Source organism: Pseudogulbenkiania sp. AW2-16 (assembly GCF_056824575.1).
The window spans coordinates 2,423,688-2,446,623 of record NZ_CP157668.1; the positions used below are offsets into that span (position 1 = coordinate 2,423,688).

Genomic DNA, 22,936 nt, shown 5'->3' on the forward strand with positions numbered 1-22,936 from the left:
CGGACGTTTTGGGAACCCACGTCGCCGGGAAAGCGGAACCGTATGATAGCGCAGCCATCACTCAAATTATCTGACACGAATCAGGGGCAAGGCAAAAACATGAGGGAGATTATTCATTTCGCCCACGCCAACAGCTTTCCGGCGAGCGTGTACCGCAAATTTCTCGCTACCTTGGCCGAACAGTACCAGATCGGCTATCTCGACGCGGTGGGGCACGACCCCGCCTATCCGGTGACCGACGGCTGGCCGTATCTGGTGGACGAGTGCATTCGCCACATCGAACAGTATGGCCGGCCGGTGATCGGGGTCGGCCATTCCCTGGGCGGGGTGTTGCTGCTGTATGCCGCCATGCGCCGGCCGGAACTGTTTCGCGCGCTGGTGATCCTGGACTCGCCGCTGTTCGGCCCCTTGCGTTCGCGTACCGTCTGGCTCGCGAAGCGCCTGGGGTTCATCCAGAAGATCACACCGGGCGGCAATCCGCTGCGCCGGCGTGACAGCTGGCCCAGCGTGCAGCGGGTGCGCGAGTATTTTGCCCGCAAACCGGCATTCGCCCGATTCGATCCGGATTGCTTGGCCGACTACGCCGAACACGGCACCGTGCCCGACGCGCAGGGCGGGCGCCGCCTCAAGTTCCGTCCCTTGGTCGAATACCAGGTATTCGAAGGTTTGCCGCATGATTTGCCTCGTTACCGCGGTCGTCTCACGGTGCCGACGCTGTTGGTGGTGGGGCAGCAGTCGGGGGTACTGAAACCGGCCGACCTGGCTTTTGCCCGGCGTCATTTCGGCATGCAGATCACGCAACAGGCCGGCTCGCACCTGTTCCCGCTGGAGCATCCGGTGGAAACCGCGCAGCGCATCATGGAGCGGCTGCCGGCGCTGCTGTCGCCGCCCGCAGCAGCCGGTCCCTAGCCATACTGCCCTGGCGTGGCGCACAAACAAAAGCGGCATCCCTCGGGGATGCCGCCTGGCTTGCTACGGTAGCGTTCAGCCCTGGCGCTTGTCGCGCTCGATCAGTGCGTAGGCCGAGTGGTTGTGGATGGATTCGAAGTTTTCCGATTCCACCACGTAGGCGTGGATGCGCTCGTCACGGTCCATCGCGGCGGCGACGTCGCGCACCATGTCCTCGACGAATTTCGGGTTTTCGTAGGCGCGCTCGGTGACGAATTTTTCGTCGGGGCGCTTGAGCAGGCCGTACAGTTCGCACGAGGCCTGGTCTTCGGCGATGTCGATCAGCTCTTCGATCCAGACGTGCTCGTGGGTGCTGGCGGTCAGCGTGACGTGCGAGCGCTGGTTGTGCGCGCCGTACTGCGAGATCTTCTTCGAGCACGGGCACAGGCTGGTCACCGGGACCACCACTTTCATGGTGAAGTGGTACTCGCCGTCGCGCAATTCGCCAACGTAGGTGACTTCGTAATCGAGCAGGCTCTGCACCCCGGAAACCGGAGCGGTCTTGTTGACGAAGTAGGGGAAGCTCATCTCGACGTAGCCGGACACGGCCTCGAGGCGCTGCACCATCTCGCGCACGATCTGCTCGAACGAGGCCACTGAAATTTCGCGCTCGTGCTGGTTGAGAATCTCGACGAAGCGCGACATGTGCGTACCCTTGAAATGGGCCGGCAGGTGCACGTACATGTTGAACAGACCGATGGTGTGCTGCACGCCGTTGTCGCGCTCGGCCACCTTGATGGGGTGGCGGATGGATTTGATACCCACCTTGTTGATGGGAATATTGCGGCTGTCGTGCGAGCTTTGCACGTCAGGAATGGTGGTTTGGTTCATTGCGTTATTGTGTAACACACGAGATGGGTACTTGGCGAGTATAACGCCAGAGTAATAGTTGAGTAAAGAAGTCGGAATTGGCCGCTCGTCAAGCGACGCCGGTGCCGAGCAAGAGGAGCCCGCCCAGCATGCCCGCCCCGGAAAGGATGAAGGTCGGCAGGCAGCGCCAGGCCAGGGTGCGTCCGCCCAGGCTTGCGATCAGCCCGAATTTGAACAGGTTGTTGGCGAACACGGCAAGCACAACGCTGATGATGACCTGATGAATGTCCAGACGGTGCTCGCCGAACAGGTTGAGCACGGTGAGGGTGATGGGGTCGACGTCGTTGACGCCGGAAATCAGCGCCACGGCGTAGATGCCGCGGCTGCCGTAGAGGTCGTGCAGCCAGGCCGAGCACAGCACCACCACGGCGAACATCAGGGCAAAGCCCAGTGCCAGCTTGAGTTCGGTGGGGTTGGACAGCGTCAGTTCCGGATGGCCGTCCTGGTTCTGGTCGTGGCGAAAGCGCAGGAAGACGGTGATCAGCCCCAGCCCCAGCGCCGGCAGCATCACCATCGCCATGGCGCCCAGCGCCGCCGGCACCAGGATGGCGGCGAGCACGATGAGCCGCAGGAAAAGCACGATGTTGGCGAGCAGGATCACCGAGGTGGCGAAACTCAGCGATCCCGGGTTGCTGCGTGCCTCGCGGGCGTAGACCAGTGCTGGTGGCGGTGGACGACACCATGCCGCCAAGCAGGCCGAGCCAGGGGCCGCTGGCGCGTCCGCCCAGCAGCCGCACCGCGAGGTAGCCCGTCAGGCTGACGCCGACGATCAGCACCACCATGAGCCAGATCTTGTGCGGGTTGAGTGCAAGATAGGGGCCCATGGCGCGGTTGGGCAGGATGGGCAGGATGATGAAGGTGAGGGTGGCGAACTGCAGCAGCGACAGCAGGTCGCGCCGCTCCAGCTTGCGGGCGATGCCGGTGAGTTCGGGTTTGAGGTAGAGCAGTGCCGTGGCGAGAATGGCGGTGGCGATGGCCAGTTCGCTCTGGTTGTACCACACCAGGGCGCCCAGGCCGTAGGCCAGCATCAGGCTGACCAGGGTGGTGGTGCGCGGCTCCTGCACCTCGGCTTCCTGGTGTCCCTCGGGCAGAAAGCCCAGCGCGATCACCCCGGCGAGCCCGACGGCGACCAGTGCCGGGGTGGCGGTCATCTGCCCCAGCATGGTGAGCATGGTGCCCAGCATGGCGGCGAGCGGGAAGGTGCGGATGCCGGCCAGCGGGTGCTGCTTGCGTTCACGCTCCACCCCCAGCAGCAGGCCGATGGCGAGGCTGGTGACGAAGCGCGGCAGCACTGCGAACGGCGTGCCTTCCAGGTTCAGCCATGCCTCCACGCCGATGCCGCTCATGCCGGCTCCTTAGTCGGTTTATCGCGATGCCAGACGGGCTGCGATGCTCGCTTCGATGCCTTTGGCGTCGAGGCCGCAGTCGGCCAGCAGCAGGGCAGGGTCTCCATGTTCAACATAGTCGTCGGGCAGGCCCAACTGCAAGACAGGGGCGGTGATGCCCAGGGCCTCGATGGCTTCGACGCAGGCCGAGCCGGCGCCGCCCATGACGACGTTTTCTTCCACGGTGACGATCAGTTCGTGGCTTTCGGCCAGGCTCTTGATCAGCCCGGTGTCCAGCGGCTTGACGAAGCGCATGTCGGCCACAGTGGCGTCGAAGGCTTCGGCGGCCTGCAAGGCCGGCGTCACCATGCTGCCGAAGGCGAGGATGGCGACACGGCCCTGGCCCTGGCGGCGGATGTGGCCGCGGCCGATCGGCAGCGCGCTCATCTCGTGCTGGATGTGAGCGCCGGGGCCGGTGCCGCGCGGGTAGCGCACTGCGGTCGGGGTGTCGAGCGTGAACGCGGTGTACAGCATCTGGCGGCATTCGTTCTCGTCGGACGGCGCCATCACCGTCATGTTGGGAATGCAGCGCAGGTAGGAGATGTCGAAGGCGCCGGCGTGGGTCGGGCCGTCGGCGCCGACCAGGCCGGCGCGGTCGATGGCGAACACCACCGGCAGGTTCTGCAGCGCCACGTCGTGGATCAGCTGGTCGTAGCCGCGCTGCAGGAAGGTGGAGTAGATCGCCACCACCGGCTTCATGCCGTCGCAGGCCAGCCCCGCCGCGAAGGTGACGGCGTGCTGTTCGGCGATGGCGACGTCGAAGTAGCGGTCCGGATGTTCTTTCTCGAAGCGCACCAGGCCGGAGCCTTCGCGCATCGCCGGGGTGATGCCGACCAGGCGCGTGTCGTGCTTGGCCATGTCGCAGATCCAGTCGCCGAAGATCTGGGTGTAGCTCGGCTTGCTGCTGCCCGATTTGCCGCCGGACAGGCCGTTGGCGGGGTCGAACTTGGTGACGCCGTGATACGCCACCGGGTCGTTTTCGGCCAACTTGTAGCCCTGACCCTTCTTGGTGACGATGTGCAGGAACTGCGGCCCTTTCAGGCTCTTGATGTTCTTCAGCGTGTCGACCAGCACGTCGAGGTCGTGGCCGTCGATCGGACCGATGTAGTTGAAACCGAACTCCTCGAACAGGGTGCCCGGGGTGAACATGCCCTTGACGTGTTCTTCGACCTTGCTGGCGATCTCGCGCAGCGGCGGGGCGATGCCCAGCACCTTGCTCGAGCCCTGCTTCATGGCGGCGTAGAAGCGGCCGGACATCAGCTTGGCGAGGTAGTTGTTGAGCGCGCCGACGTTGGGCGAGATCGACATGTCGTTGTCGTTGAGGACCACCAGCATGTCGAGGTCCATCGCCCCGGCGTTGTTGAGTGCCTCGAAGGCCTGGCCGGCGGTCATGGCGCCGTCGCCGATGATGGCCACGCTCTTGCGCTCGATGCCCTGCGCCTTGGCCGCCGCCGCCATGCCCAGCGCGGCGCTGATCGAGGTGGAGGAGTGACCGACGCCGAAGGTGTCGTATTCCGATTCCTCGCGCTTGGGGAAGCCCGCCAGGCCGCCTTTCTGGCGCATGGTGTGCATCATGCCGCGGCGTCCGGTGAGAATCTTGTGCGGGTAGGTCTGATGGCCCACGTCCCACACCAGGCGGTCGTGCGGGGTGTCGAAGACGTAGTGGAGCGCGATGGTCAGTTCGATGCTGCCGAGGTTGGAAGCGAAGTGACCGCCGGTCTTGCTCACCGACTCCACCAGGAACTGGCGCAGTTCGCCTGCCAGCTGCGGCAGTTCGTGGCGCGCCAGGCGCTTCAGGTCGGCCGGATAGTTGATCGTGTCGAGCAGCGGGTACATGTGTGTGCGTGTGTGCTGTTTTAGAAGGAGCGGGCGACGATGTAGTCGGCCAGGTCCTTGAGTCGTTGGGCCGCGGGGCCGAATCCGTCCAGTGCGGCGAAGGCTTCGTCGCGCAGTTCGCGGGCGAAGGCGCGCGCTTCGGCCAGGCCCATCAGGCTGACGTAGGTCGGCTTGTCGTTGGCGGCGTCCTTGCCGGCGGTCTTGCCGAGGGTGGCGGTGTCGGCATCGACGTCGAGCACGTCGTCGACCACCTGGAAGGCGAGCCCGATGCGCTTGGCGAAGTGGTCGAGCCGCTCGGTTTCCTCGGCCGACAGCGGGGTGCCGGCGAGTGCGCCCAGCAGCACCGCGGCGCGGATCAGGGCACCGGTCTTGAGGCAGTGCATGTATTCCAGCTCGGGCAGCGACAGTGTCTGGCCGACACTGGCCAGATCGATGGCCTGGCCGCCGGCCATGCCGCCGTGGCCCGAGGCGCGCGCCAGGGTGCGCACCATCTCCAGCTGGGGGGCGGCAGCGACGCCGTCCAGCGGCGTGGCCAGTACGTCGAAGGCCAGGGTCTGCAGTGCGTCGCCGACCAAGAGCGCGGTGGCGTCGTCGAAGGCGACGTGACAGGTGGGCTTGCCGCGGCGCAGGACGTCGTCGTCCATGCACGGCATGTCGTCGTGCACCAGCGAGTAGGCATGGATCATTTCCACCGCGGCGCCGATGCGCGCCAGGTGCTCGGGGTTGGCCGAAACCAGTTCGCCGGCGGCGTGCACCAACAGCGGGCGCACGCGCTTGCCGCCGTCCAGCGTGCTGTAGCGCATCGCCTCGTGCAGGCGTTGCGGGGCGGACTCGGGGTTGGGCAGGAGGCGCGCGAGCGCGTCTTCCATGGTTTGCTGGATGCCGGTCATCCAGCCGATGAAGTTGTCATTGGCCATTCGGCAGATCCAGCGTTTTGAGTTCGTTGTTTTCGAGGATTTTCAGCTGCTGCTCGGCGTCGGCCAGCTTGCCTTGGCAGAACTTGATCAGCTCGACCCCCTGCTTGTACGAGGTCAGGGCTGTCTCCAGCGGCATGTCGCCGCTTTCCATCGCCTGGATGATGTCCTCCAGCTGGGCCAGCGAGGCTTCGAAACTGGCCGGGGCTTTGGTGGATTTGGCCATGGCGGTCCTTCCATGTTCTTGGAGTAAGACCGCCATTTTACGGGGTTTGCCCCTCGCCTGTCAGCGCGGGGGAGGCGAATTGTTGACGTGGGCGGTCGCGGGGGACGTGGTACAGCTTGCGGGCGGAGTCACGACAACCGAACTGGGCGGCCATCCGCTCTGCCCGCACTGGCGATGCGGGGCAAGCCAGGGGCGGGTGCATGATCCGGCCGGGCATGGGGCGCCGGGCGGCGATGCCGTGGGATCAGCCGAAGCGCACGCAATAGATCGGTGGCAGGTGCGCCGACAGGCACTGCCAGTGCTCACCGCCGTTTTCGGACAGCCACAGCCCACCGGTGGTGGAGCCCATGGCCAGGCGTAGGCCCGTGGCGTCCACCTCCAGGCCGTGGCGGTAGACCAGATCGTAGGCCGGGGGCGGCGGCAGGCCGTCGTCCAGGGGCTCGAAGCTGGCGCCGCCGTCCTGGGTGCGCGTGACGACGAAGCGGGCGTCCACCGGGACACGGCATGCGTCCTTGACGGCCGGGACGAACCAGGCCGTGTCGGGCTCCAGCGGGTGCACGGCGACGGCGAAGCCGAAGCTGGAGGGTTGGGCGAAGAGCCGCTGCCACTGCGCGCCGCCGTCGCGGGAGCGGAAGATGCCGTTGTGATGCTGTACCCATAGCGCCTCGGGCGCGCCCGCGCATTGCACCATGCGGTGCGGGTCCTGGATGTTCGGGTCTTCGCGCCGTTCCGGCGGCATGTAGTCGGCCTCCAGGCCGGCGCTGGTGCAGCTCCAACTGGCGCCGTCGTCATGGCTCTGCCACACGCCGCCGCAGGAGACGGCGAGGGTGAGGTGGCGGCTGTCGCGCGGGTCGACGCAGATGGAGTGGATGCCGGGGGCGTCATAGCCGCCGCCGAACCATTCCGCGCGCTCCGGGCGGTCCCACAGCGGGCGGTTCAGCACCCAGCTGTCGCCGCCGTCGTCGGAGCGGAACAGGCCGCCCGGGATGGTGCCGGCCCACAGGACGCCCGGCTGGTCGGGGCCGCCGGGTTCCAGCGCCCAGATCTGCTGCAGCGACCAGGGTGCGGCGGGCGGGTGATCCGGCAAGGGCTCGGGCAGCGGGGCGGGCTGCGGCGGGTACACCGGCACCGCGCACGGCTCCCAGTCCGTGGCGCCGGCGCGGCGCCGCCACAGCTTGACGCCGAAATGGCCGAGGTTGAGGGCGGCGTACAGCGTATCGTCGCGCGGGTCGGCCAGCGTCATGCTGACCGGTTCGCCGAGGAAATGGGTTTCGGCCGTCTGCCACCGACCATCACGGTGGTGCAGGATGAACAGCCCTTTGCGCGTGGCAACGAGGAGTCGGTCGTTCATGGCGGGAGTCCTGTATCAGCCGCCGGAGAGCGCCTGCACCACGTAGATGCGGCTGTCGGGAGCAACGTGGTCGCCCAGGCGCTGGCGGTCGCGGATGGCGTGGCCGTCGACGAAGATGGCCATGTGGCGGCGCAACTGTCCCTGGTCGTCGAGGAGGTAGCCGCGCAGCTCCGGCTGCAGTGCAAACACCGCCTCCAGCGCCGCCCCGACGGTCGGCGCGACGACCTCCCGTTCCGGGCAGACGATGTGGCGCTGGATGGCGGCGGCGAAGGTGATGTGGGGCATGGCAAAACGCCGTGGCGACGGACACCTTCACAGTGTAGGCCATGGTGCCGGGCTTGCCCGTCGGCGCGCCCGGTCTCACCCCGCCTGCAGTCGCCCGCGCTTGAGCACGCTGCCGAAGCCGCCCTGGGTCAGGCTCACCCCGAGCAGGATCAGCCCGCCGCCCAGCCAGTGGTGGGCGTGGATAGTTTCGCCGAGCAGGGCGCTGGCGATCAGGGCGGTGAACAGCGGCAGCAGGTTCATGAAGATGGCGGTGCGTTCGCTGCCCAGCCGTTCGATGCCGCGCATCCAGAAGTAGGCCGCCAGCACCGACGAGGCGATGCCGGCGAACAGCACCAGCCCGACGCCTTGCCGCGGGATGGCCAGGCTGTCGGCGGTGAGCGCCAGCGGCGCCAGCATCGCCACCGCCAGCAGCACCTGCACGTACAGGTTGAGCCACGGTCCGAACGGTGGCTCCCAGCGCTTGAGCAGGATGCCGTACAGCGCATAGGCGGTCGAGCCGACCAGGATCAGCGCGTCGCCGCGGTTGACGCCGGCGGCGAGCAGGCTGGCCGGATCGCCCCGGCCCAGCAGGTAGAGCACGCCCGCCAGCGACAGGGCCACGCCCAGCACCGCCGCCGGCCCGACACGTTGGCCGAACACCAGGCCGTTCAGCAGCAGGCCCAGGAGCGGGATCAGCGCGCAGATCACGCCCATATTGGTGGCGCTGGTGCTGTGCGCGGCGTAATAGGCCAGGCATTGGTACAGCACCATGCCGAGCACGGCCAGCACGGCAAAGCGCGGCAGATGGGGGAGCAGGGCGCGGCGCTGGCGCCACAGCGGGGAGAGGCAGAACGGGCTGAGCACCAGCGCGGCCACCAGCCAGCGGTAGAAGGAGATCGCGGCGGGGTCGAACAGCGTGGCGGCGGCCTTGGACACCACGGTATTGGCGGCCCAGATCAGCACCGCCAGCAGGGGGAACAGCACGGGCATGACCGGCTCCTCGGATGGAATGCCGCCAGTGTAGTGCTGTCGTTTTCTCTGCTTATAATCCGAATCGGACAAAACGATGAGGCAAAGCCGACAATATGGACCTGCCCTATAGGGACGCCGACCTGCAACTGCCGCCACCGTCGCCGCTCTATTTCCGCTACGACCAGTTCGAGCCGCACACCGGCTTCGAGCTGCACCGCCATCCCTGGGGGCAGCTCAACCGCATCAGCCTGGGCCTGATCGAGCTGGAGCTGGAAGGGCGCAAACTGACCGCGCCGGCCGACTACCTGGTGTGGGTGCCGGCCGACCTGCCGCACGAGGCTTACGTGCGGCTGGCGATGGCGTACGCCTCGGTCTACGTCGACGCCGCGCTGGCGGCACGCCTGCCGGCCGGGCCGTGCCTGATTCCACAGACCCCGGTGGTGCGCGCCTTGCTGGAGGATTTCTGCCAGCGCCGCGTGACCGCCATGGCGGGCGACTGGGATGTGCGCCAGGCGGAGCTTTTGGTGGAGCACCTGGTACGGGCGGGGGCCGAGGACAGCTATCTGCCGGAGAGTGCCGACCGCCAATTGGCGCCAATCCTGCACGCCATCCGGCTCGATCCGGCCGATGCCACCACGCTGGCGCAGTGGGCCGAGCAGGTGTACTGCACCGAGCGCACCCTGGCGCGGCGCTTCCAGAGCGAGCTGGGCATGAGCTTCGTGCAGTGGCGCAACCGCGTGCGTCTGCTGCAGGCGCTGGCGTGGCTGAAGGAGGGCTGGCCGGTGCAGGAGATCGCCGCTCGCCTGAGCTATGGCACCGCCTCGGCGTTCATCGCGATGTTCCGCAAGCAGATGGGGTTCTCGCCGGAGCGCTACCGGCGCCAGCTGCGCGGCGAAGCATAGGGGGCGGGGCGGGCGGGCCGAGGCGTTGCCGGCGCGGACTTGGCGGGAGGGCGGCGCCAAGCATCGCCCCTTCCTCCTTGCCGGCTGCACTACCATGAAAGCGTCCCCCTTTGCCGCGATGTGACGCGTGAATCCGCTTCCCTTCTTCCATCCCGCCGTGGCGCGCTGGTTCGTCGCTACCTTCGCCACGCCCACCGCCGCCCAGGCGCAGGCCTGGCCGGTGATACAGTCTGGCCGCCACGTGCTGATCGCCGCGCCGACCGGCTCCGGCAAGACGCTGGCCGCGTTTCTCGCCGCCATCGACGCGCTGGTGCGCGAGGGGCTCTCCGGCGGGCTGCCGGACGAGACGCAGGTGGTCTACGTCTCGCCGCTCAAGGCGCTGTCGAACGATATCCAGAAGAACCTGGAAACGCCGCTGGCCGGCATCCGCGACGCGCTCGCGGCCTGCGGCCTGCCCGAGGTGGACATCCGCACCCTGGTGCGCACCGGCGACACCCCGCAGGCGGAGCGCGAGAAGATGCGCCGCCGCCCGCCGCATATCGTGGTCACCACCCCGGAATCGCTCTACGTGCTGTTGGGGTCCGAATCGGGCCGCAGGATGCTCGCCACCACCCGCATCGTGATCGTCGACGAGATCCACGCGCTGGCGCCGAACAAGCGCGGCTCGCACCTGGCGCTGTCGCTGGAGCGGCTGGCGGCGCTGACCGGCGACCGGCTGGTGCGGGTCGGCCTGTCGGCCACGCAGAAGCCGATCGAGGAGGTAGCGCGCTTCCTGGTCGGGGCCGCAGCGGATGGCGGCCGCGCGCCGGACTGCACCATCATCGATACCGGCCACGTGCGGCGGCGCGACCTCGCGCTGGAGGTGCCGCTCTCGCCGCTCGAGGCGGTGATGTCGGGCGAGGTGTGGCAGCAGGTGTACGACCGGCTCGCCACGCTGATCGACGAGCATCGCACCACGCTGGTGTTCGTCAACACGCGCCGCTTGGCCGAACGCGTCACGCGCCATCTGTCGGAGCGCCTGGGCGAGACGCTGGTGGCGGCGCATCACGGCAGCCTGGCGCGCGAGGCGCGGCTGGACGCCGAGCAGCGTCTCAAGCGTGGTGAGTTGCGTGCCTTGGTGGCCACCGCCTCGCTGGAGCTCGGCATCGATATCGGCGACGTCGACCTGGTGTGTCAGCTCGGCTCGCCGCGCTCGATCTCGGCGTTTCTACAGCGGGTCGGCCGCTCCGGCCACGCCGTGACCGGCACGCCGAAGGGGAGGCTGTTCCCGCTGTCGCGTGACGATCTGGTGGAGTGCGCGGCGCTGCTCGACAGCGTGTGGCGTGGCGAGCTGGATCGGCTGACCATCCCGCCGCAGCCGCTCGACGTGCTGGCGCAGCAGATCGTCGCCGAGGTGGCGGCGCAGGACTGGGGCGAGGACGCGCTGTATCAGCGCTTGCGCCGCGCCTGGCCGTACCGGGAGCTGGCGCGAGGCGATTTCGCCGCCGTGCTCGCCATGTTGGCCGAAGGCTACAGCACCCGGCGCGGTCGCCACGGTGCGCTGATCCACCACGACGCGATCAACCGCGTGCTGCGCGGCCGGCGCGGTGCCCGGCTCACCGCGCTGACCAGCGGCGGCACCATCCCGGACACCGCCGACTACCAGGTGCTGCTGGAGCCGGAGAACCACATCATCGGCACCGTGAATGAGGACTTCGCGGTGGAAAGCGCGGCTGGCGACGTGTTCCAGCTCGGCAACAACTCCTACCGCATCCTGCGCATCGAGCGCGGCACGGTACGAGTGGAGGACGCACACGGTCAGCCGCCGTCGATCCCATTCTGGTTCGGCGAAGCCCCGGGGCGCAGCGACGAGCTGTCGCAGGCGGTGGCGCGGCTGCGCGCCGAGGCCGCCGCCCGCTTGCTGCACGACCCGCAAGGCGACACCGCGCTGCGCTGGCTGCTCGACGACATGGGCGTTGCCGCGCCGGCCGCGCGCCAGCTGGTCGATTACCTGGCGGCGGCGCACGCCGCGCTGGGCTGCCTGCCGACGCTGGACACCCTGGTGTTCGAACGCTTTTTCGACGCGGTGGGCGGCATGCAGCTGGTGATTCACTCGCCGTATGGCAGCCGCGTCAACCGCGCCTGGGGGCTCGCCTTGCGCAAGCGTTTCTGCCGCAAGTTCAACTTCGAGCTGCAGGCCGCCGCCACCGAGGACAACATCGTGCTGTCGCTCACCACCGCGCACAGCTTCGATCTGGCCGAGGTGGCACGCTATCTGCACTCGGCCAGCGCGCGCCTGGTGCTGATCCAGGCGCTGCTCGACGCGCCGATGTTCATCACGCGCTGGCGCTGGGTGGCCTGCATCGCCCTGGCGCTGCCACGTTTTCGCGGCGGCAAGAAGGTGCCGCCGCAGCTGATGCGCATGAACGCCGAAGACCTGATCACGGCGATCTTCCCGGACCAGCTCGCCTGCGCCGAAAACCTGGTCGGCGAGCGCGAAATCCCCGACCACCCGCTGGTGCGCCAGACCCTGGCCGATTGCCTCACCGACGCCATGGACGTGGCCGGCTTCGAGCGCCTGCTGGCCGGCATCGAATCCGGCGCCATCCGCGTCGAGGCGCGCGACCTCACCGAGCCCTCGCCGCTGGCGCTCGAGGTGCTCACCGCCAAGCCCTACGCCTTCCTCGACGACGCGCCGCTGGAAGAGCGCCGCACCCAGGCAGTGATGAGCCGGCGCTGGCTCGACCCGGACACCGCCGCCGATCTCGGCCGGCTCGACCCGGCCGCCATCGCCCGGGTGCGCGAGGAAGCCTGGCCGGACCCCGCCAACGCCGACGAACTGCACGACGCGCTGGTGTGGCTGAGTTTCGTCACCGCGGCGGAAGTGGCGGCGCAGCCGGGCTGGGGCGAGTGGCTGGCGGAACTGGCGAAACAGCGGCGCGTGGCGCGCGTGCAGCACGACGGCGCGGCGCTGTGGATCGCCGCCGAGCGGCTGAGCGCCTTCCGGGCGCTGTGGCCGCACCTTGAGCCGCAGCCGGCGATTTCCCCTCCGGAAGGCGAGCCCCAGCGCGATTGGACGCCGGACACCGCCCTGGTCGAGATCGTGCGCGGCCGGCTCGAAGGCCTGGGGCCGATGACCCGGCCAGCGTGCGCCGCTGCGCTGGGCGAAGACCCGGGCAGGGTGCAAGGCGCGCTGCTGGCGCTGGAAAACGAGGGCTTCGCGCTGCGCGGGCGCTTCACCGCCGAGGCGGCGGACGATGAATGGTGCGAGCGCCGGCTGCTGGCGCGCATCCATCGCTACACCGTCAAGCAGTTGCGTGCCGAGATCGAGCCGGTGGCCGCGCGCGATTTCCTGCGCTTCCTGTTCGACTGGCAGCACGTGGCAGCTGACTCGCGCATGGAAGGGCCGGACGCGGTGGCGGCGGTGGCCACCCAGCTGGAAGGCTACGAGGCCCCGGCCGGCGCCTGGGAGACCGAGCTGCTGCCGGCGCGCATCCCGGCCTACGAGCCGGCCTGGCTGGACGACCTGTGCCTGGCCGGGCGCCTGTCGTGGGCGCGCCTGACGCCGCGCAGCGTTCAGCCCGACAAGTCCGGCAAGGGCAAGGGCGTGACGCCGGTGCGCACCACGCCGATCACCCTGTTCGCCCGGCGCAACGCCCAGCTCTGGACGCAGCTCGCCGCCACCCCGGACGCGCCGCCGCTCAGCGGGCGTGCCCAGGCGGTGGCCGACTGCATCCGCCAGCACGGCGCCTCGTTTTTCGACGAACTGCGCGACGGCACGCATTTGCTGGGGGTGCAGGTGGAAGAGGCGCTGGCCGAGCTGGTGGCAGTCGGGCTGGTGAATGCCGACAGCTTCGGCGGCCTGCGCGCGCTGCTGGTGCCGTCCGAGCGGCGCCGCCCCAGCGGCGGCAGCACGCGCCGGCGCCACCACCGCACCGTGATGTTCGGCATGGAGGACGCCGGGCGCTGGGCGCTGGCGCGGCGCGGCGCGGCTTCGGCCAACCTTGACGAGGCGCTCGAGCACGTCGCGCGCACCCTGCTGCGCCGCTACGGCGTGGTGTTCTGGCGCGTGCTGGAGCGCGAGGCCGACTGGCTGCCGCCGTGGCGCGACCTGTTGCGCGTCTACCGCCGGCTCGAAGCGCGCGGCGACATCCGCGGCGGCCGCTTCGTCGCCGGTTTCTCCGGCGAGCAGTTCGCGCTGCCCGAGGCGGTGGGGCTGCTGCGCGAGGTGCGGCGCAAGCCGCCCACTGGCGAGTGGCTGTCGCTGTCCGGCGCCGACCCGCTCAACCTGGTCGGCATCCTGACCCCCGGGCCCAAGCTCGCGGCGCTCACCGGCAACCGCGTGCTGTTCCGCGACGGCCTGCCGGTCGCCGTGTTCGCCGCCGGCGAGGTGCGTTACCTCGAAACCCTGGACGCGCAGGAGCAATGGAGCGCCCACAACGCGCTGTTGCGTCGCCACGTCCCCCCGATGCTGGCGGATTTTTCCTGATGCGGGAGCCGGCTTGAAAGCGGCGCCTCGAACGCCATTTACCCCCCATGGGAGGCATGAACACCATGAGATCACGCGACCTGATGTCCTGGATGTGGGGCGACGCCCTGTCTCTGCTGGAGCAGGCCGAGCGGCTGCACTGCCAGTTCTTTCGCAGCGGCCCGGCGCGCACACCCTGCCTCGAGCCGCCGGTCGACGTGGTGGAGAGCGAGGACGCCATGATCGTCTACGTCGCCCTGCCGGGCGTGCCCGCGGCGGCCATCGTCGTGGCGTTCGAGCCGGGCGGGGTCACGGTGGCGGCGGAGCGGCGCTTCCCCGCCTCCCGGGCGGCCCATATCCACCGCATCGAAATTCCCTACGGACGCTTCGAGCGCCACATCCCGCTGCCCCTGCACATCCTCGAGCCGGCCCCGCCGGAACTGGCGGATGGTTGCCTGGTATTGACCTTCAGAAAAGTAAGGGAGGTTCCACGATGAAGCACTGGCCCACACAGCAGCACATGCGTGCCGACGAGACCTCCGGGGCGCCCGCCGGCACCCACCCGCCGGCCGAGGCGCCGCTTGCCGCCGGCAGCAAGCGTCTGCCGGAGGACGCGATGATCCTCATCCCGCTGCGCAGCGCGGTGCTGTTTCCCGGCGTGCTGTCGCCGGTGACGGTCGGGCGGGCCTCCTCCATCGCGGCGGCGCAGGAGGCCGCGAAGAACGAGCTGCAGGTGGGCTTCCTGCTGCAGCGCGACCCGCAGAAAACCGAGGTCGGGCCTTCCGATCTCTACTGGGTGGGCACCGCCGGACTGATCGCACGCTACATCACCGGCAAGGAAGGGGCCGATCACCTCGTGGTGCAGGGGCTGTCGCGCTTCCAGGTGCTGGAATTCCTCGACGGCTGGCCCTTCCTCGTGGCGCGGGTGGCGCTGATCGCCCAGCCGGAGATGATGACGCCGGAGATCGAGGCGCGTTTCCTGCAGCTCAAGGAACGCGCGATCGAGGCGATCGGCCTGCTGCCCCATATGCCGGACGAGCTGAGCGACGTGGTGCGCGGCATTGATTCACCTGCGGCCCTGGCCGACATGGTGGCTAACCTCATCGACGTCAAGGTCGAGGAAAAGCAGGACATCCTGGAAACCTTCGACCTCTTGCGCCGCCTCGACAAGGTGCTGGCGCTGCTGTCGGCGCGGGTGGAGGTGCTCAAGCTCTCGCGCGAGATCGGCGAGAAGACGCGCGCCCAGTTCGACGAGCGCCAGCGCGAGCACATGCTGCGCGAGCAGATGCGGCAGATCCAGAAGGAACTCGGCGAGGACGAGGAGAGCGCGGTCGAAATCGAGGAACTGAAGCAGGCCGTCGCCACGGCCGGGATGCCGCCCGAGGTGCAGAAGCATGCCGAGAAGGAACTGAAGCGGCTGCAGCGCGTGGGCGAGGGCGGCACCGAGTACGCCATGCTGCGCACCTACCTTGAGTGGCTGACCGAGCTGCCGTGGAAAGCGGAGGCGCCGCAGCCGATCGACATCGCCGCCGCGCGGCGCGTGCTGGACGAGGATCATTTCGGGCTGGACAAGATCAAGCGGCGCATACTGGAGTACCTCGCGGTGCGCAAGCTCAACCCGGACGGCAAGAGCCCGATCCTGTGCTTCTCCGGCCCGCCCGGCGTGGGCAAGACCTCGCTCGGCCAGTCCATCGCGCGCGCCACCGGCCGCGCCTTCCAGCGCGTCGCCTTGGGCGGCCTGCATGACGAGGCAGAAATCCGCGGGCACCGGCGCACCTACATCGGCGCCTTGCCCGGCAACATCATCCAGGCGCTGCGCCGCGCCGGCACCACCCATACCGTGCTGATGCTCGACGAGATCGACAAGCTCGGCGCCGGCGGCTTCCATGGCGACCCGGGCAGCGCGCTCCTGGAGGTGCTCGATCCGGAGCAGAACCGCACGTTCCGCGACAACTACCTGGGGGTGGATTTCGACCTGTCGCGGGTCATGTTCGTCTGCACCGCGAACGTGCTCGACACCATCCCCGGACCCTTGCGCGACCGCATGGAGATCATCCAGCTCCCCGGTTACACCGAGGAGGAAAAGATCGAGATCGCGCGTCGTTACCTGGTGCGGCGCCAGCTCGAGGCCAACGGCCTGACGACCGAACAGACTGGGCTGACGGATGCGGCGCTGACCGCGATCGTGCGCGACTACACGCGCGAGGCCGGGGTGCGCAACCTGGAGCGCGAGCTGGGCGCGGTGCTGCGCCGCGTGGCGATGCGCATCGCCGAAGGCCAGTGCCGAGCGCGTCACGGTGGATGCCGCGGACCTGGCGGACATCCTCGGCCCGCTGCGCTACGAGAGCGAGGTGGCGCTGCGCACCAGCCTGCCCGGCGTGGCGACGGGGCTCGCCTGGACGCCGGTGGGCGGCGACATCCTGTTCATCGAGGCCAGCAAGGTGCCGGGCAGCGGGCGCCTGATCCTCACCGGGCAGCTGGGCGAGGTCATGAAGGAATCGGCGCAGGCGGCGCTGACCCTGGCCAAGCTCTGGACCGGCGATTCGCTCGCCGGCATCGACGTGCATGTGCACGTGCCGGCTGGAGCGACGCCCAAGGACGGGCCCAGCGCCGGGGTGGCGATGTTCCTCGCCCTGGTGTCGCTGTTGACCGACAAGCCGGTACGCTCCGACGTGGCGATGACCGGCGAGGTGAGCCTGCGCGGGCTGGTGCTGCCGATCGGCGGCGTGAAGGAGAAGACGCTGGCCGCCTTGCGCGCCGGCATCCACACCGTGATGCTGCCGCGCCGCAATCAGAAGGATCTGGAGGACGTGCCCGCCGAGGCGCGCGCGAAGCTGCAATTCGTCTGGCTCGACCGGGTCGAGGACGCGGTGCGGTTTGCCATCGGGGATGTCGCGCCAGTCCGTCAGGACAGCGCGGGTTGATGTCGCCCAGCGTGCCGGCGACATGGCCGGGGCGTGTTCGGACGAGATTTGCCGGATGCGGCGCCATGTGGCGCCGCACCCGGCGGTTTGGTGCCCAAAGCAGCGGGGCGGGGCGGTGCTTCCCGCCTGGCGCTTACGGCACCATGTCGAAGAACAGCACCTCGGCCGCTGCGCCCTCGCTTAGCAGCAAGCGCGAGTCACCCTGTACCTTGACGCCATCGCCGGCCTGCAAGGGATAGCCGTCCAGTTTCACGCTGCCGCGCGCCACGTGGATATAGCCCAGACGCGGCGCCGTCTGCACCCACTCGACCTGCTCCTCGCCGTCGATCAGCGCGCTGTAGAGCGCCACGTCCTGACGAATGCTCAGCGAGCCGTCGCGGCCGTCCGGCGATACCAGCAGGCGCAGCTTGCCGCGCTTTTCCTCGGTCTCGAAGCGGCGTTGCTGGTAGCTCGGACGCAGGCCGTTTTGCTCCGGCATCACCCAGATCTGTAGGAAATGCACCGGCTCCTGGTGCGAATGGTTGAATTCGCTATGGGCGATGCCGGTGCCGGCACTCATCAGCTGCACGTCGCCCGGCACGATCACCGAGCCGGTGCCCAGGGTATCCTTGTGCTCCAGCGCACCTTCCAGCACATACGAGATGATCTCCATGTCGCGGTGGCCGTGGGTGGGAAAGCCGCCGCCGCCGGCCACGGTGTCGTCGTTGATGACCCGCAGCGGCCCCCAGCCCATGTGGTTGGGGTCGAAATAGCTGGCAAAGGAGAAGGTATGGTAGCTATTCAGCCAGCCGTGGTCGGCATGTCCCCGTTCGTTCGCTTTCCTGACGTTCAGCATGATCGGCTCCTGTTGGTGGGGCGGTATCGGCCCCGATTCATCATGGCTGTCAGTATGGGCGTTATTTTTTCGATTGAATAACGCAAAAAATACGGCTATTTAATCTGGTTTTTAGATATATTGTGCCGCGACAAGGCTGGACCCGGCGCTGCGCCTCGTCGCGCGGCAGGCCGGGCAGCGCAACCGTGAGTTCGACTTCGCTGCCGAACCCGTCCGGGAGGGTGCCGCTTTGCGCGTGCCTTGCCAGGCGGCAGCGCCGGCGCGCCGGGAACGTTATGCGCCGATCACAATCTATGCAAGTAGCGATGCCGTCAGCTAAGTCTTAGACTGGGATGGATTGGAGATGTCCGTCACCCGGCGTTTTGCACCACAGCTCAAGGAAAGGACTTTGATGAAAAAGCTCTTGCTAGCCTCGCTATTCGCCGCGGCAACCTCCTCGGCGCTGGCTGCCGATGTCGGGGTATCGATCAGCATCGGCGATCCTAATTTCTACGGCCAGATCGACATCGGCAACTTCCCGCGGCCTGCCGTCATCTATGCGGAACCCGTCATCATCCGGCGCTCGCCCGTGGTGTACGAACCGATCTACCTGCGCGTTCCCCCCGGCCATGCCAAGCACTGGCGCCAGCACTGCGCCGAATACCGCGCCTGTGGCCGGCCGGTGTATTTCGTCCGTGATGAGTGGTACAACGACGTCTACGCGCCACGCTACCGCCGGCACGACTACGACCGCCGCGATGGCCGCCGCGACGAGCGCCGTTACCCCGGTAACGAGCACGGCAACGGCCATGGCAAGGGGAAATGGCAAGAGGACCGCTAACCCCGCCGAAAACACCCGCTCGCTCGCAGCGGGTGTTCTTTAACGCCCCATATTTGTTCACGACCACCTCTCGATACGTCGTCTCCGCGGCCGCCATCCCGGCACCGCATCCGGACCTCATCGTCAGGTGGCGTCGCCCATGCTTGTCGCCGCCCGTGGGTAACCTCGGGCGCGGCGGCGATCTTGCAGCCTTCTCCTGACCCGTTGCTGTGCGTGATCCAATCAGGGTATAACCCAACGAACCAAGAACAACCCGGACGAGGGTGTCGCTGCCGCTGCCCGGACGGATGTCCTCCGCCGTCGTACCCGGCGCCAGGGTGGCCGATTGACATTGACCATGCAGATACCCCCTCATTTTTGCGACGCCACCAGGCCATCCTGCGCGTTGCGTTCAGCTATTACGTGGCCAACGGTTTGTCGGCGGCGCTGGGCCTGTTGCTGATATCGGGCGTGGTGCATCTGACGCTGGGCGCGTTTGCCGCCTCCGCCGCGTCCGTCGGCGTCATCGTCTGCATTCCGCCCGACCAGGCCGGTCCCAAGCGCGGGAAATTCTTCCATCTGTTGCCGGCGGCGCTGATCGGCGTGCCGCTGTTCTTCGGCGTGCAAGTGCTGCATACCTCGCCGCTTTACCTCGGGCTGTTGCTGGTGCCGGCCAGCTTCATCGCCTTTCTTGCCGCGGCATGGGGCAAGCGCGGCTTGCCGATCTCGATTTCAGCCATGTTCGCGATGGTGTTCTCGATGGCGGCGCCGGCCCACAGCCACAGCGCCACGGCGCTCAGCAGTACCCTGTATTTCGCCCTGGGAGCCGGGGCGTACGTGGTGTACGCCACGCTTGCCCACGCCTTGCTCAACCCGTTCTACCGCGTGCAGATGTTGGCTGAAACCTTGCTGGCGCTGGGCACGCTGATGCGCACCCAGGCGCAGCAGTTCGCCCCGGCGGGCCGTGGCGAGGAGGGCGGACGCATGCCCCTGATCGGGCGCCTGCTGCGCGAGCAGGCGGCGCTGGCTGACCAGCTGCAAGCGGCGCGCGACATCCTGCTCGAATCGCCGCGCACCGCGCGCCGGCAGCAATTGGCGGGCATGCTGATGCAGGCGCTGGAAATGCGCGACCACCTGCTCGCCTGCGAGCTCGATCTCGATACGCTGAAGACGCATCCCGGCCACGCCCTGGTGCTGGACGAGCTGCGCGAGGTGCTCAACGCCCTGGCCGACGAAATCGACGCGCTGGCCGATGCCATGCTCTACCGGCGCCAGCCGGCGTTGTTTGCCAGCCATCGCCCGCGGCTGGCGGCCCTGTATTGGGCGGAGGAGGAGGCGGCGTTGCCGGGCGCCGTTGCCACGCCGTTGACGGCGGTGCTGGCACGCGGGCTGGCCAACCGTATCGGCAATATGAACGACGAAACCCTGCGCCTGATCGCGCTGGCGCGCGGCGAGGCCGAGCCCGACCTCGACGTGGTGCGGGCCGCCTGGCGGATGTTCGTGAGCCCGACCGCCTGGTCGTGGCGGCCGTTCACCGCCTTGTGGCGCTGGGATGCGCCGCCGCTGCGCCACGCCATCCGCGCCGCGCTCGCCATCGGCAGCGCCTACGCGCTGTCGCTGGCACTGCCGTGGGGGACGCACGACTACTGGATTTTGCTCACCATCGTGGTGGTGCTGCGCGGCAGCTTCGCCCAGACCCTGGAGCGGCGTGACAGCCGCGTGGCGGGCACCCTGCTCGGGTGCCTGTTGGCCGGGGCCTTGCTGGCGACGCATGCGCCGCCGTTGCTGCTGCTGGTGGTCGTGACGCTGGCGCAGGCGGTGGCGCACGCCTTCGCCATCAAGCGCTATCTCATCACCGCCGTGGCCGCCACCGTGCTGGGCCTGGTGCAGGCGCACCTGCTCAATGCCGGCAGCAGCCCGGCGTTTGCCGTGGTCGAGCGCATTGCCGATACGCTGCTGGGGGTCGCCATCGCCTGGTCGTTCAGCTACGTCCTGCCTTCCTGGGAGCGCACCCAGATCCCCAAGCTGGTGGCGCGGACCATGGCGGCCCAGGCGCGCCACGCCCGCGTGGCGCTGGGGCTGGGGCAATTGCAGTCGGTGGACAACGAGCCGGAACTGGAATGGCGGCTGGCCCGGCGCGAGGCCTACGACAGCCTCTCGGCCCTGGTTCAGGCCACCCAGCGCTCGCTCGCCGAACCGCGCGCGGTGCGCCCGGCGCTGGAGCCGCTGGGCCGCTTGCTGGCGCACAGCTACCAGTTGCTGGCCCAGCTCACCGCCGTCAAGAGCATGTTGCTGATGCGGCGCGAGCGCCTCAACCTGGAGCAGGTCCGCCCGGCCTTGCAGCAAGCGGCCGCCAGCATCGGCGATGCCCTGGCGGGCAGCCAGGCCATGAGCACCATCCCGGAGGCGCTGCTTCCGGAGCCGGCGGCCTTGCCCGATCCGTTTGTGCATGACCTCAGCCTGTGGCTGCTGCGCCGGCTGGACCTGGCCGTGGGTATCTCACTGCAATTGCGCGACGACGCTCGCCACGCGCTGCGCCAGCCTCCCGCGTAGCGCCTGTCGGCAGCGAGCCCGGACCGTCCGCCAGGGCAGGACCGTGTCAGCGCCGCCGCTTGGCAGCGTCGGGGCGGCGCCAGAAGACCGGGGTGTTTTGCAGCCGTTTCAGCACGCCGGGCAGCTGCTGTTCGGCGTGGTGAGCGCCGTGGGCGAGCCAGCCTGCCACCAGTCCGCCGGCATGTTGAAGTGCGGCATCCTTGGCCAGGGTCTGCGCCAGCAGGGCCTGCGCCGCCACGCTGTCGTTCATGTCGCCGAGGATTTGCTGCAGGGCCTGCAGCCGCTCCAGGTAGCGCGCCACGCGCTTGGGTGGGTAGAGCGGGGAGAAAAACTCGGCGCTGTAACGCAGTTTCTTGGCGCGTTTGCGCAGCTCGTGGCGCTGTTCCTGGCTCAGCGCGGCCCAGTCGCGGGCGAGGCGGGCAAACGGCCGCCAGCGTTGCTGCAAGGCGCGGCGGGCGAAGTCGCGCAGTGGCAGCGTCTTGCCCTTGGGGCGCGGCGCCGGCTGATTCAGCCAGGTCAGGAGGCGCAGCTGCAAGCGGCCGTGGCGGGGCGAGATCACGGCGGCATGCGCCTCGCGGCGGCACCGTTCGCGTTGGCCTTGCAGGGCGGCTTTGAGGGGGGCGAAATTGGCATCCGGCGCCAGGGCGGCTTCGATGCCGTGCAGCGTCTCGCCCAGGAACACGTCCAGGTCCCGCACCCGGCCCAACAGGGTGGCCAGCCACTGCACGTCCGTCATGATGCCCTGCCATTCGTCGCCGGTGGTGAGCGGGGCGAAGGCCTTCCGGGCCGAACGCAGCCGGCGCAACGCCACGCGCGCTTGATGGACGCATTCCATGTCGTCGTGATCGAGCAGGCCCGGCACGTTGGCCTGTAGGTGGCGCAGGGTTTCCTGCACGATCATCTTGAGGGCGCGATGCGGCGTCTGTTTGCCCCGCACGGGCGGCAGCCGCGCCTTCGACGCGGCCGGCAACGCGGCGTTGCGGCACAAGGCATAGCCGCGCTCGGCCTTGCTTTGCGGATCGGGGATCAAGGGCAGGGTGCCGGCCATCTGCAGCGCCAGATCGAACACGGCCTGGACGTGGCCCTGTTTCAGCTCGATCTCGACCTCGTTGAGTTTCATGCTCCGCGCCTGGCCCCGGATCGTGCCCTGGTCCAAGCACACTTCCAGAATGTTGCTCCCGGCGTCGCGCAGCATCCAGCGGGTGCGCTTGATGTCGGTGCGGAACAGCGGCGCGAGCGCGCTGGCGACGTCCTCCCGGGTCAACAGCTGCCGGATCGTGCGGTCGGCAATCCGCTCCGGCTCGAGGGCTTCCCCGCTGACCTCCGTTTCCAGTTCCTGGCGCCGGTGCAGGCCGGCACCGGCTTGTTCGCCCAGCTTTACCGTCTGCAGCCAGCGGTCGCCGGCACGGCGCAGCCGCAGCCCGATATCTCGCTCTGCCAGCGCCAGGCTGGGGGTGTCGTAGTAGATGCTGAGCAACTGCTCGGTGACCGGGGCGGCAGCGGCGGCATGTTGCGCCATCCAGCGCCGGAACGCAGCATTCCGGTTGGGGGGAGCCGAAGCTTGAGTTCGGTTTCTAGCGCCATCGGCAACGGCTTTCTCGTGAATCGGGGTGGGTGCATCCTGAATCTTAGAGCCTGTTCACGATCTTGCTGCGCATCCCTGATCGGGGCTCATGTGCTCTGCGTGCCAATCTATCACTGAGCCAATCG

General features: G+C 68.5%; 17 protein-coding genes and 2 pseudogenes. 8 read left to right on the plus strand and 11 right to left on the minus strand.

The annotated features are described in order from the left end of the window. The first annotated feature begins 99 nt into the window (after nucleotides 1-99). Nucleotides 100-909: an alpha/beta fold hydrolase gene (locus ABKF58_RS11900; protein ID WP_482580855.1), complete on the plus strand. Its 810-nt coding sequence runs from the start codon at nucleotides 100-102 to the stop codon at nucleotides 907-909. A gap of 75 nt (nucleotides 910-984) precedes the next feature. Here the strand turns inward: ABKF58_RS11900 and folE2 are convergent, their stop codons facing one another. The 9 genes and pseudogenes from folE2 to ABKF58_RS11945 all read right to left on the minus strand — a co-directional run bounded on the left by folE2 (nucleotide 985) and on the right by ABKF58_RS11945 (nucleotide 8,784). Next, nucleotides 985-1,779, minus strand: a complete 795-nt coding sequence (gene folE2 / locus ABKF58_RS11905; protein ID WP_008954535.1) for a GTP cyclohydrolase FolE2 — start codon at nucleotides 1,777-1,779, stop codon at nucleotides 985-987. Between the two features lie 88 nt (nucleotides 1,780-1,867). Then, nucleotides 1,868-2,419 carry a DUF4010 domain-containing protein gene (locus tag ABKF58_RS11910; protein WP_482584367.1) on the minus strand — a complete coding sequence of 184 codons (552 nt, stop codon included), beginning with the start codon at nucleotides 2,417-2,419 and terminating at the stop codon, nucleotides 1,868-1,870. A gap of 76 nt (nucleotides 2,420-2,495) precedes the next feature. Next, nucleotides 2,496-3,164 (minus strand): annotated as a pseudogene (locus tag ABKF58_RS11915) (MgtC/SapB family protein); the annotation flags it as partial. Nucleotides 3,165-3,182: 18 nt separating this feature from the next. Beyond that, nucleotides 3,183-5,039: a 1-deoxy-D-xylulose-5-phosphate synthase gene (gene dxs, locus ABKF58_RS11920; protein ID WP_482580856.1), complete on the minus strand. Its 1,857-nt coding sequence runs from the start codon at nucleotides 5,037-5,039 to the stop codon at nucleotides 3,183-3,185. A gap of 20 nt (nucleotides 5,040-5,059) precedes the next feature. Then, nucleotides 5,060-5,956, minus strand: a complete 897-nt coding sequence (locus ABKF58_RS11925; RefSeq protein WP_482580858.1) for a polyprenyl synthetase family protein — start codon at nucleotides 5,954-5,956, stop codon at nucleotides 5,060-5,062. Next, nucleotides 5,946-6,179, minus strand: coding sequence for an exodeoxyribonuclease VII small subunit (locus tag ABKF58_RS11930; protein ID WP_014087782.1), 234 nt, complete (start codon nucleotides 6,177-6,179; stop codon nucleotides 5,946-5,948). Before ABKF58_RS11930 ends, ABKF58_RS11925 begins: the two co-directional genes overlap by 11 nt. A gap of 244 nt (nucleotides 6,180-6,423) precedes the next feature. After that, entirely contained in the window at nucleotides 6,424-7,530 is a 1,107-nt protein-coding gene (locus ABKF58_RS11935) for a WD40/YVTN/BNR-like repeat-containing protein (protein WP_482580861.1), read from the minus strand. A 15-nt stretch (nucleotides 7,531-7,545) separates the two neighbouring features. Continuing rightward, the gene (locus ABKF58_RS11940) at nucleotides 7,546-7,815 is read right to left on the minus strand and encodes a MoaD/ThiS family protein (protein ID WP_008954541.1); all 270 of its coding nucleotides are present in this window, start codon (nucleotides 7,813-7,815) and stop codon (nucleotides 7,546-7,548) included. Between the two features lie 75 nt (nucleotides 7,816-7,890). Then, nucleotides 7,891-8,784: a DMT family transporter gene (locus ABKF58_RS11945; protein WP_482580863.1), complete on the minus strand. Its 894-nt coding sequence runs from the start codon at nucleotides 8,782-8,784 to the stop codon at nucleotides 7,891-7,893. Nucleotides 8,785-8,879: 95 nt separating this feature from the next. On the opposite strand from ABKF58_RS11945, the gene ABKF58_RS11950 reads away from it, so the two are divergent. The 5 genes and pseudogenes from ABKF58_RS11950 to ABKF58_RS11970 all read left to right on the plus strand — a co-directional run bounded on the left by ABKF58_RS11950 (nucleotide 8,880) and on the right by ABKF58_RS11970 (nucleotide 17,039). Beyond that, complete coding sequence (locus ABKF58_RS11950) at nucleotides 8,880-9,668, plus strand: AraC family transcriptional regulator (RefSeq protein WP_482580865.1); 789 nt, start codon at nucleotides 8,880-8,882, stop codon at nucleotides 9,666-9,668. A gap of 127 nt (nucleotides 9,669-9,795) precedes the next feature. Continuing rightward, on the plus strand, nucleotides 9,796-14,136 hold the full coding sequence (locus tag ABKF58_RS11955; RefSeq protein WP_482580867.1) for a DEAD/DEAH box helicase: 4,341 nt from the start codon (nucleotides 9,796-9,798) through the stop codon (nucleotides 14,134-14,136). Nucleotides 14,137-14,201: 65 nt separating this feature from the next. Beyond that, nucleotides 14,202-14,612: an Hsp20/alpha crystallin family protein gene (locus tag ABKF58_RS11960; protein ID WP_482580869.1), complete on the plus strand. Its 411-nt coding sequence runs from the start codon at nucleotides 14,202-14,204 to the stop codon at nucleotides 14,610-14,612. Nucleotides 14,613-14,731: 119 nt separating this feature from the next. Continuing rightward, a pseudogene (locus tag ABKF58_RS11965) lies at nucleotides 14,732-16,336 on the plus strand (LON peptidase substrate-binding domain-containing protein); the annotation flags it as partial. A 130-nt stretch (nucleotides 16,337-16,466) separates the two neighbouring features. Then, nucleotides 16,467-17,039, plus strand: a complete 573-nt coding sequence (locus tag ABKF58_RS11970; RefSeq protein WP_482584368.1) for a S16 family serine protease — start codon at nucleotides 16,467-16,469, stop codon at nucleotides 17,037-17,039. A 133-nt stretch (nucleotides 17,040-17,172) separates the two neighbouring features. Here the strand turns inward: ABKF58_RS11970 and ABKF58_RS11975 are convergent, their stop codons facing one another. Continuing rightward, a complete protein-coding gene (locus tag ABKF58_RS11975) occupies nucleotides 17,173-17,874 on the minus strand; it encodes a pirin family protein (RefSeq protein ID WP_482580870.1) in 702 nt (233 codons plus the stop codon). A gap of 391 nt (nucleotides 17,875-18,265) precedes the next feature. Between ABKF58_RS11975 and ABKF58_RS11980 the strand changes: the two genes are divergently transcribed. Then, nucleotides 18,266-18,694 (plus strand): hypothetical protein, encoded by a 429-nt coding sequence (locus tag ABKF58_RS11980; RefSeq protein WP_482580872.1) that lies wholly within the window; start codon nucleotides 18,266-18,268, stop codon nucleotides 18,692-18,694. Nucleotides 18,695-19,051: 357 nt separating this feature from the next. Continuing rightward, on the plus strand, nucleotides 19,052-21,226 hold the full coding sequence (locus ABKF58_RS11985) for an FUSC family protein (protein ID WP_482580873.1): 2,175 nt from the start codon (nucleotides 19,052-19,054) through the stop codon (nucleotides 21,224-21,226). A gap of 46 nt (nucleotides 21,227-21,272) precedes the next feature. On the opposite strand, the gene ABKF58_RS11990 is transcribed toward ABKF58_RS11985, so the two are convergent. After that, nucleotides 21,273-22,745, minus strand: coding sequence for a CYTH and CHAD domain-containing protein (locus tag ABKF58_RS11990; RefSeq protein ID WP_482580875.1), 1,473 nt, complete (start codon nucleotides 22,743-22,745; stop codon nucleotides 21,273-21,275). Between the last annotated feature and the right edge of the window lie 191 nt (nucleotides 22,746-22,936).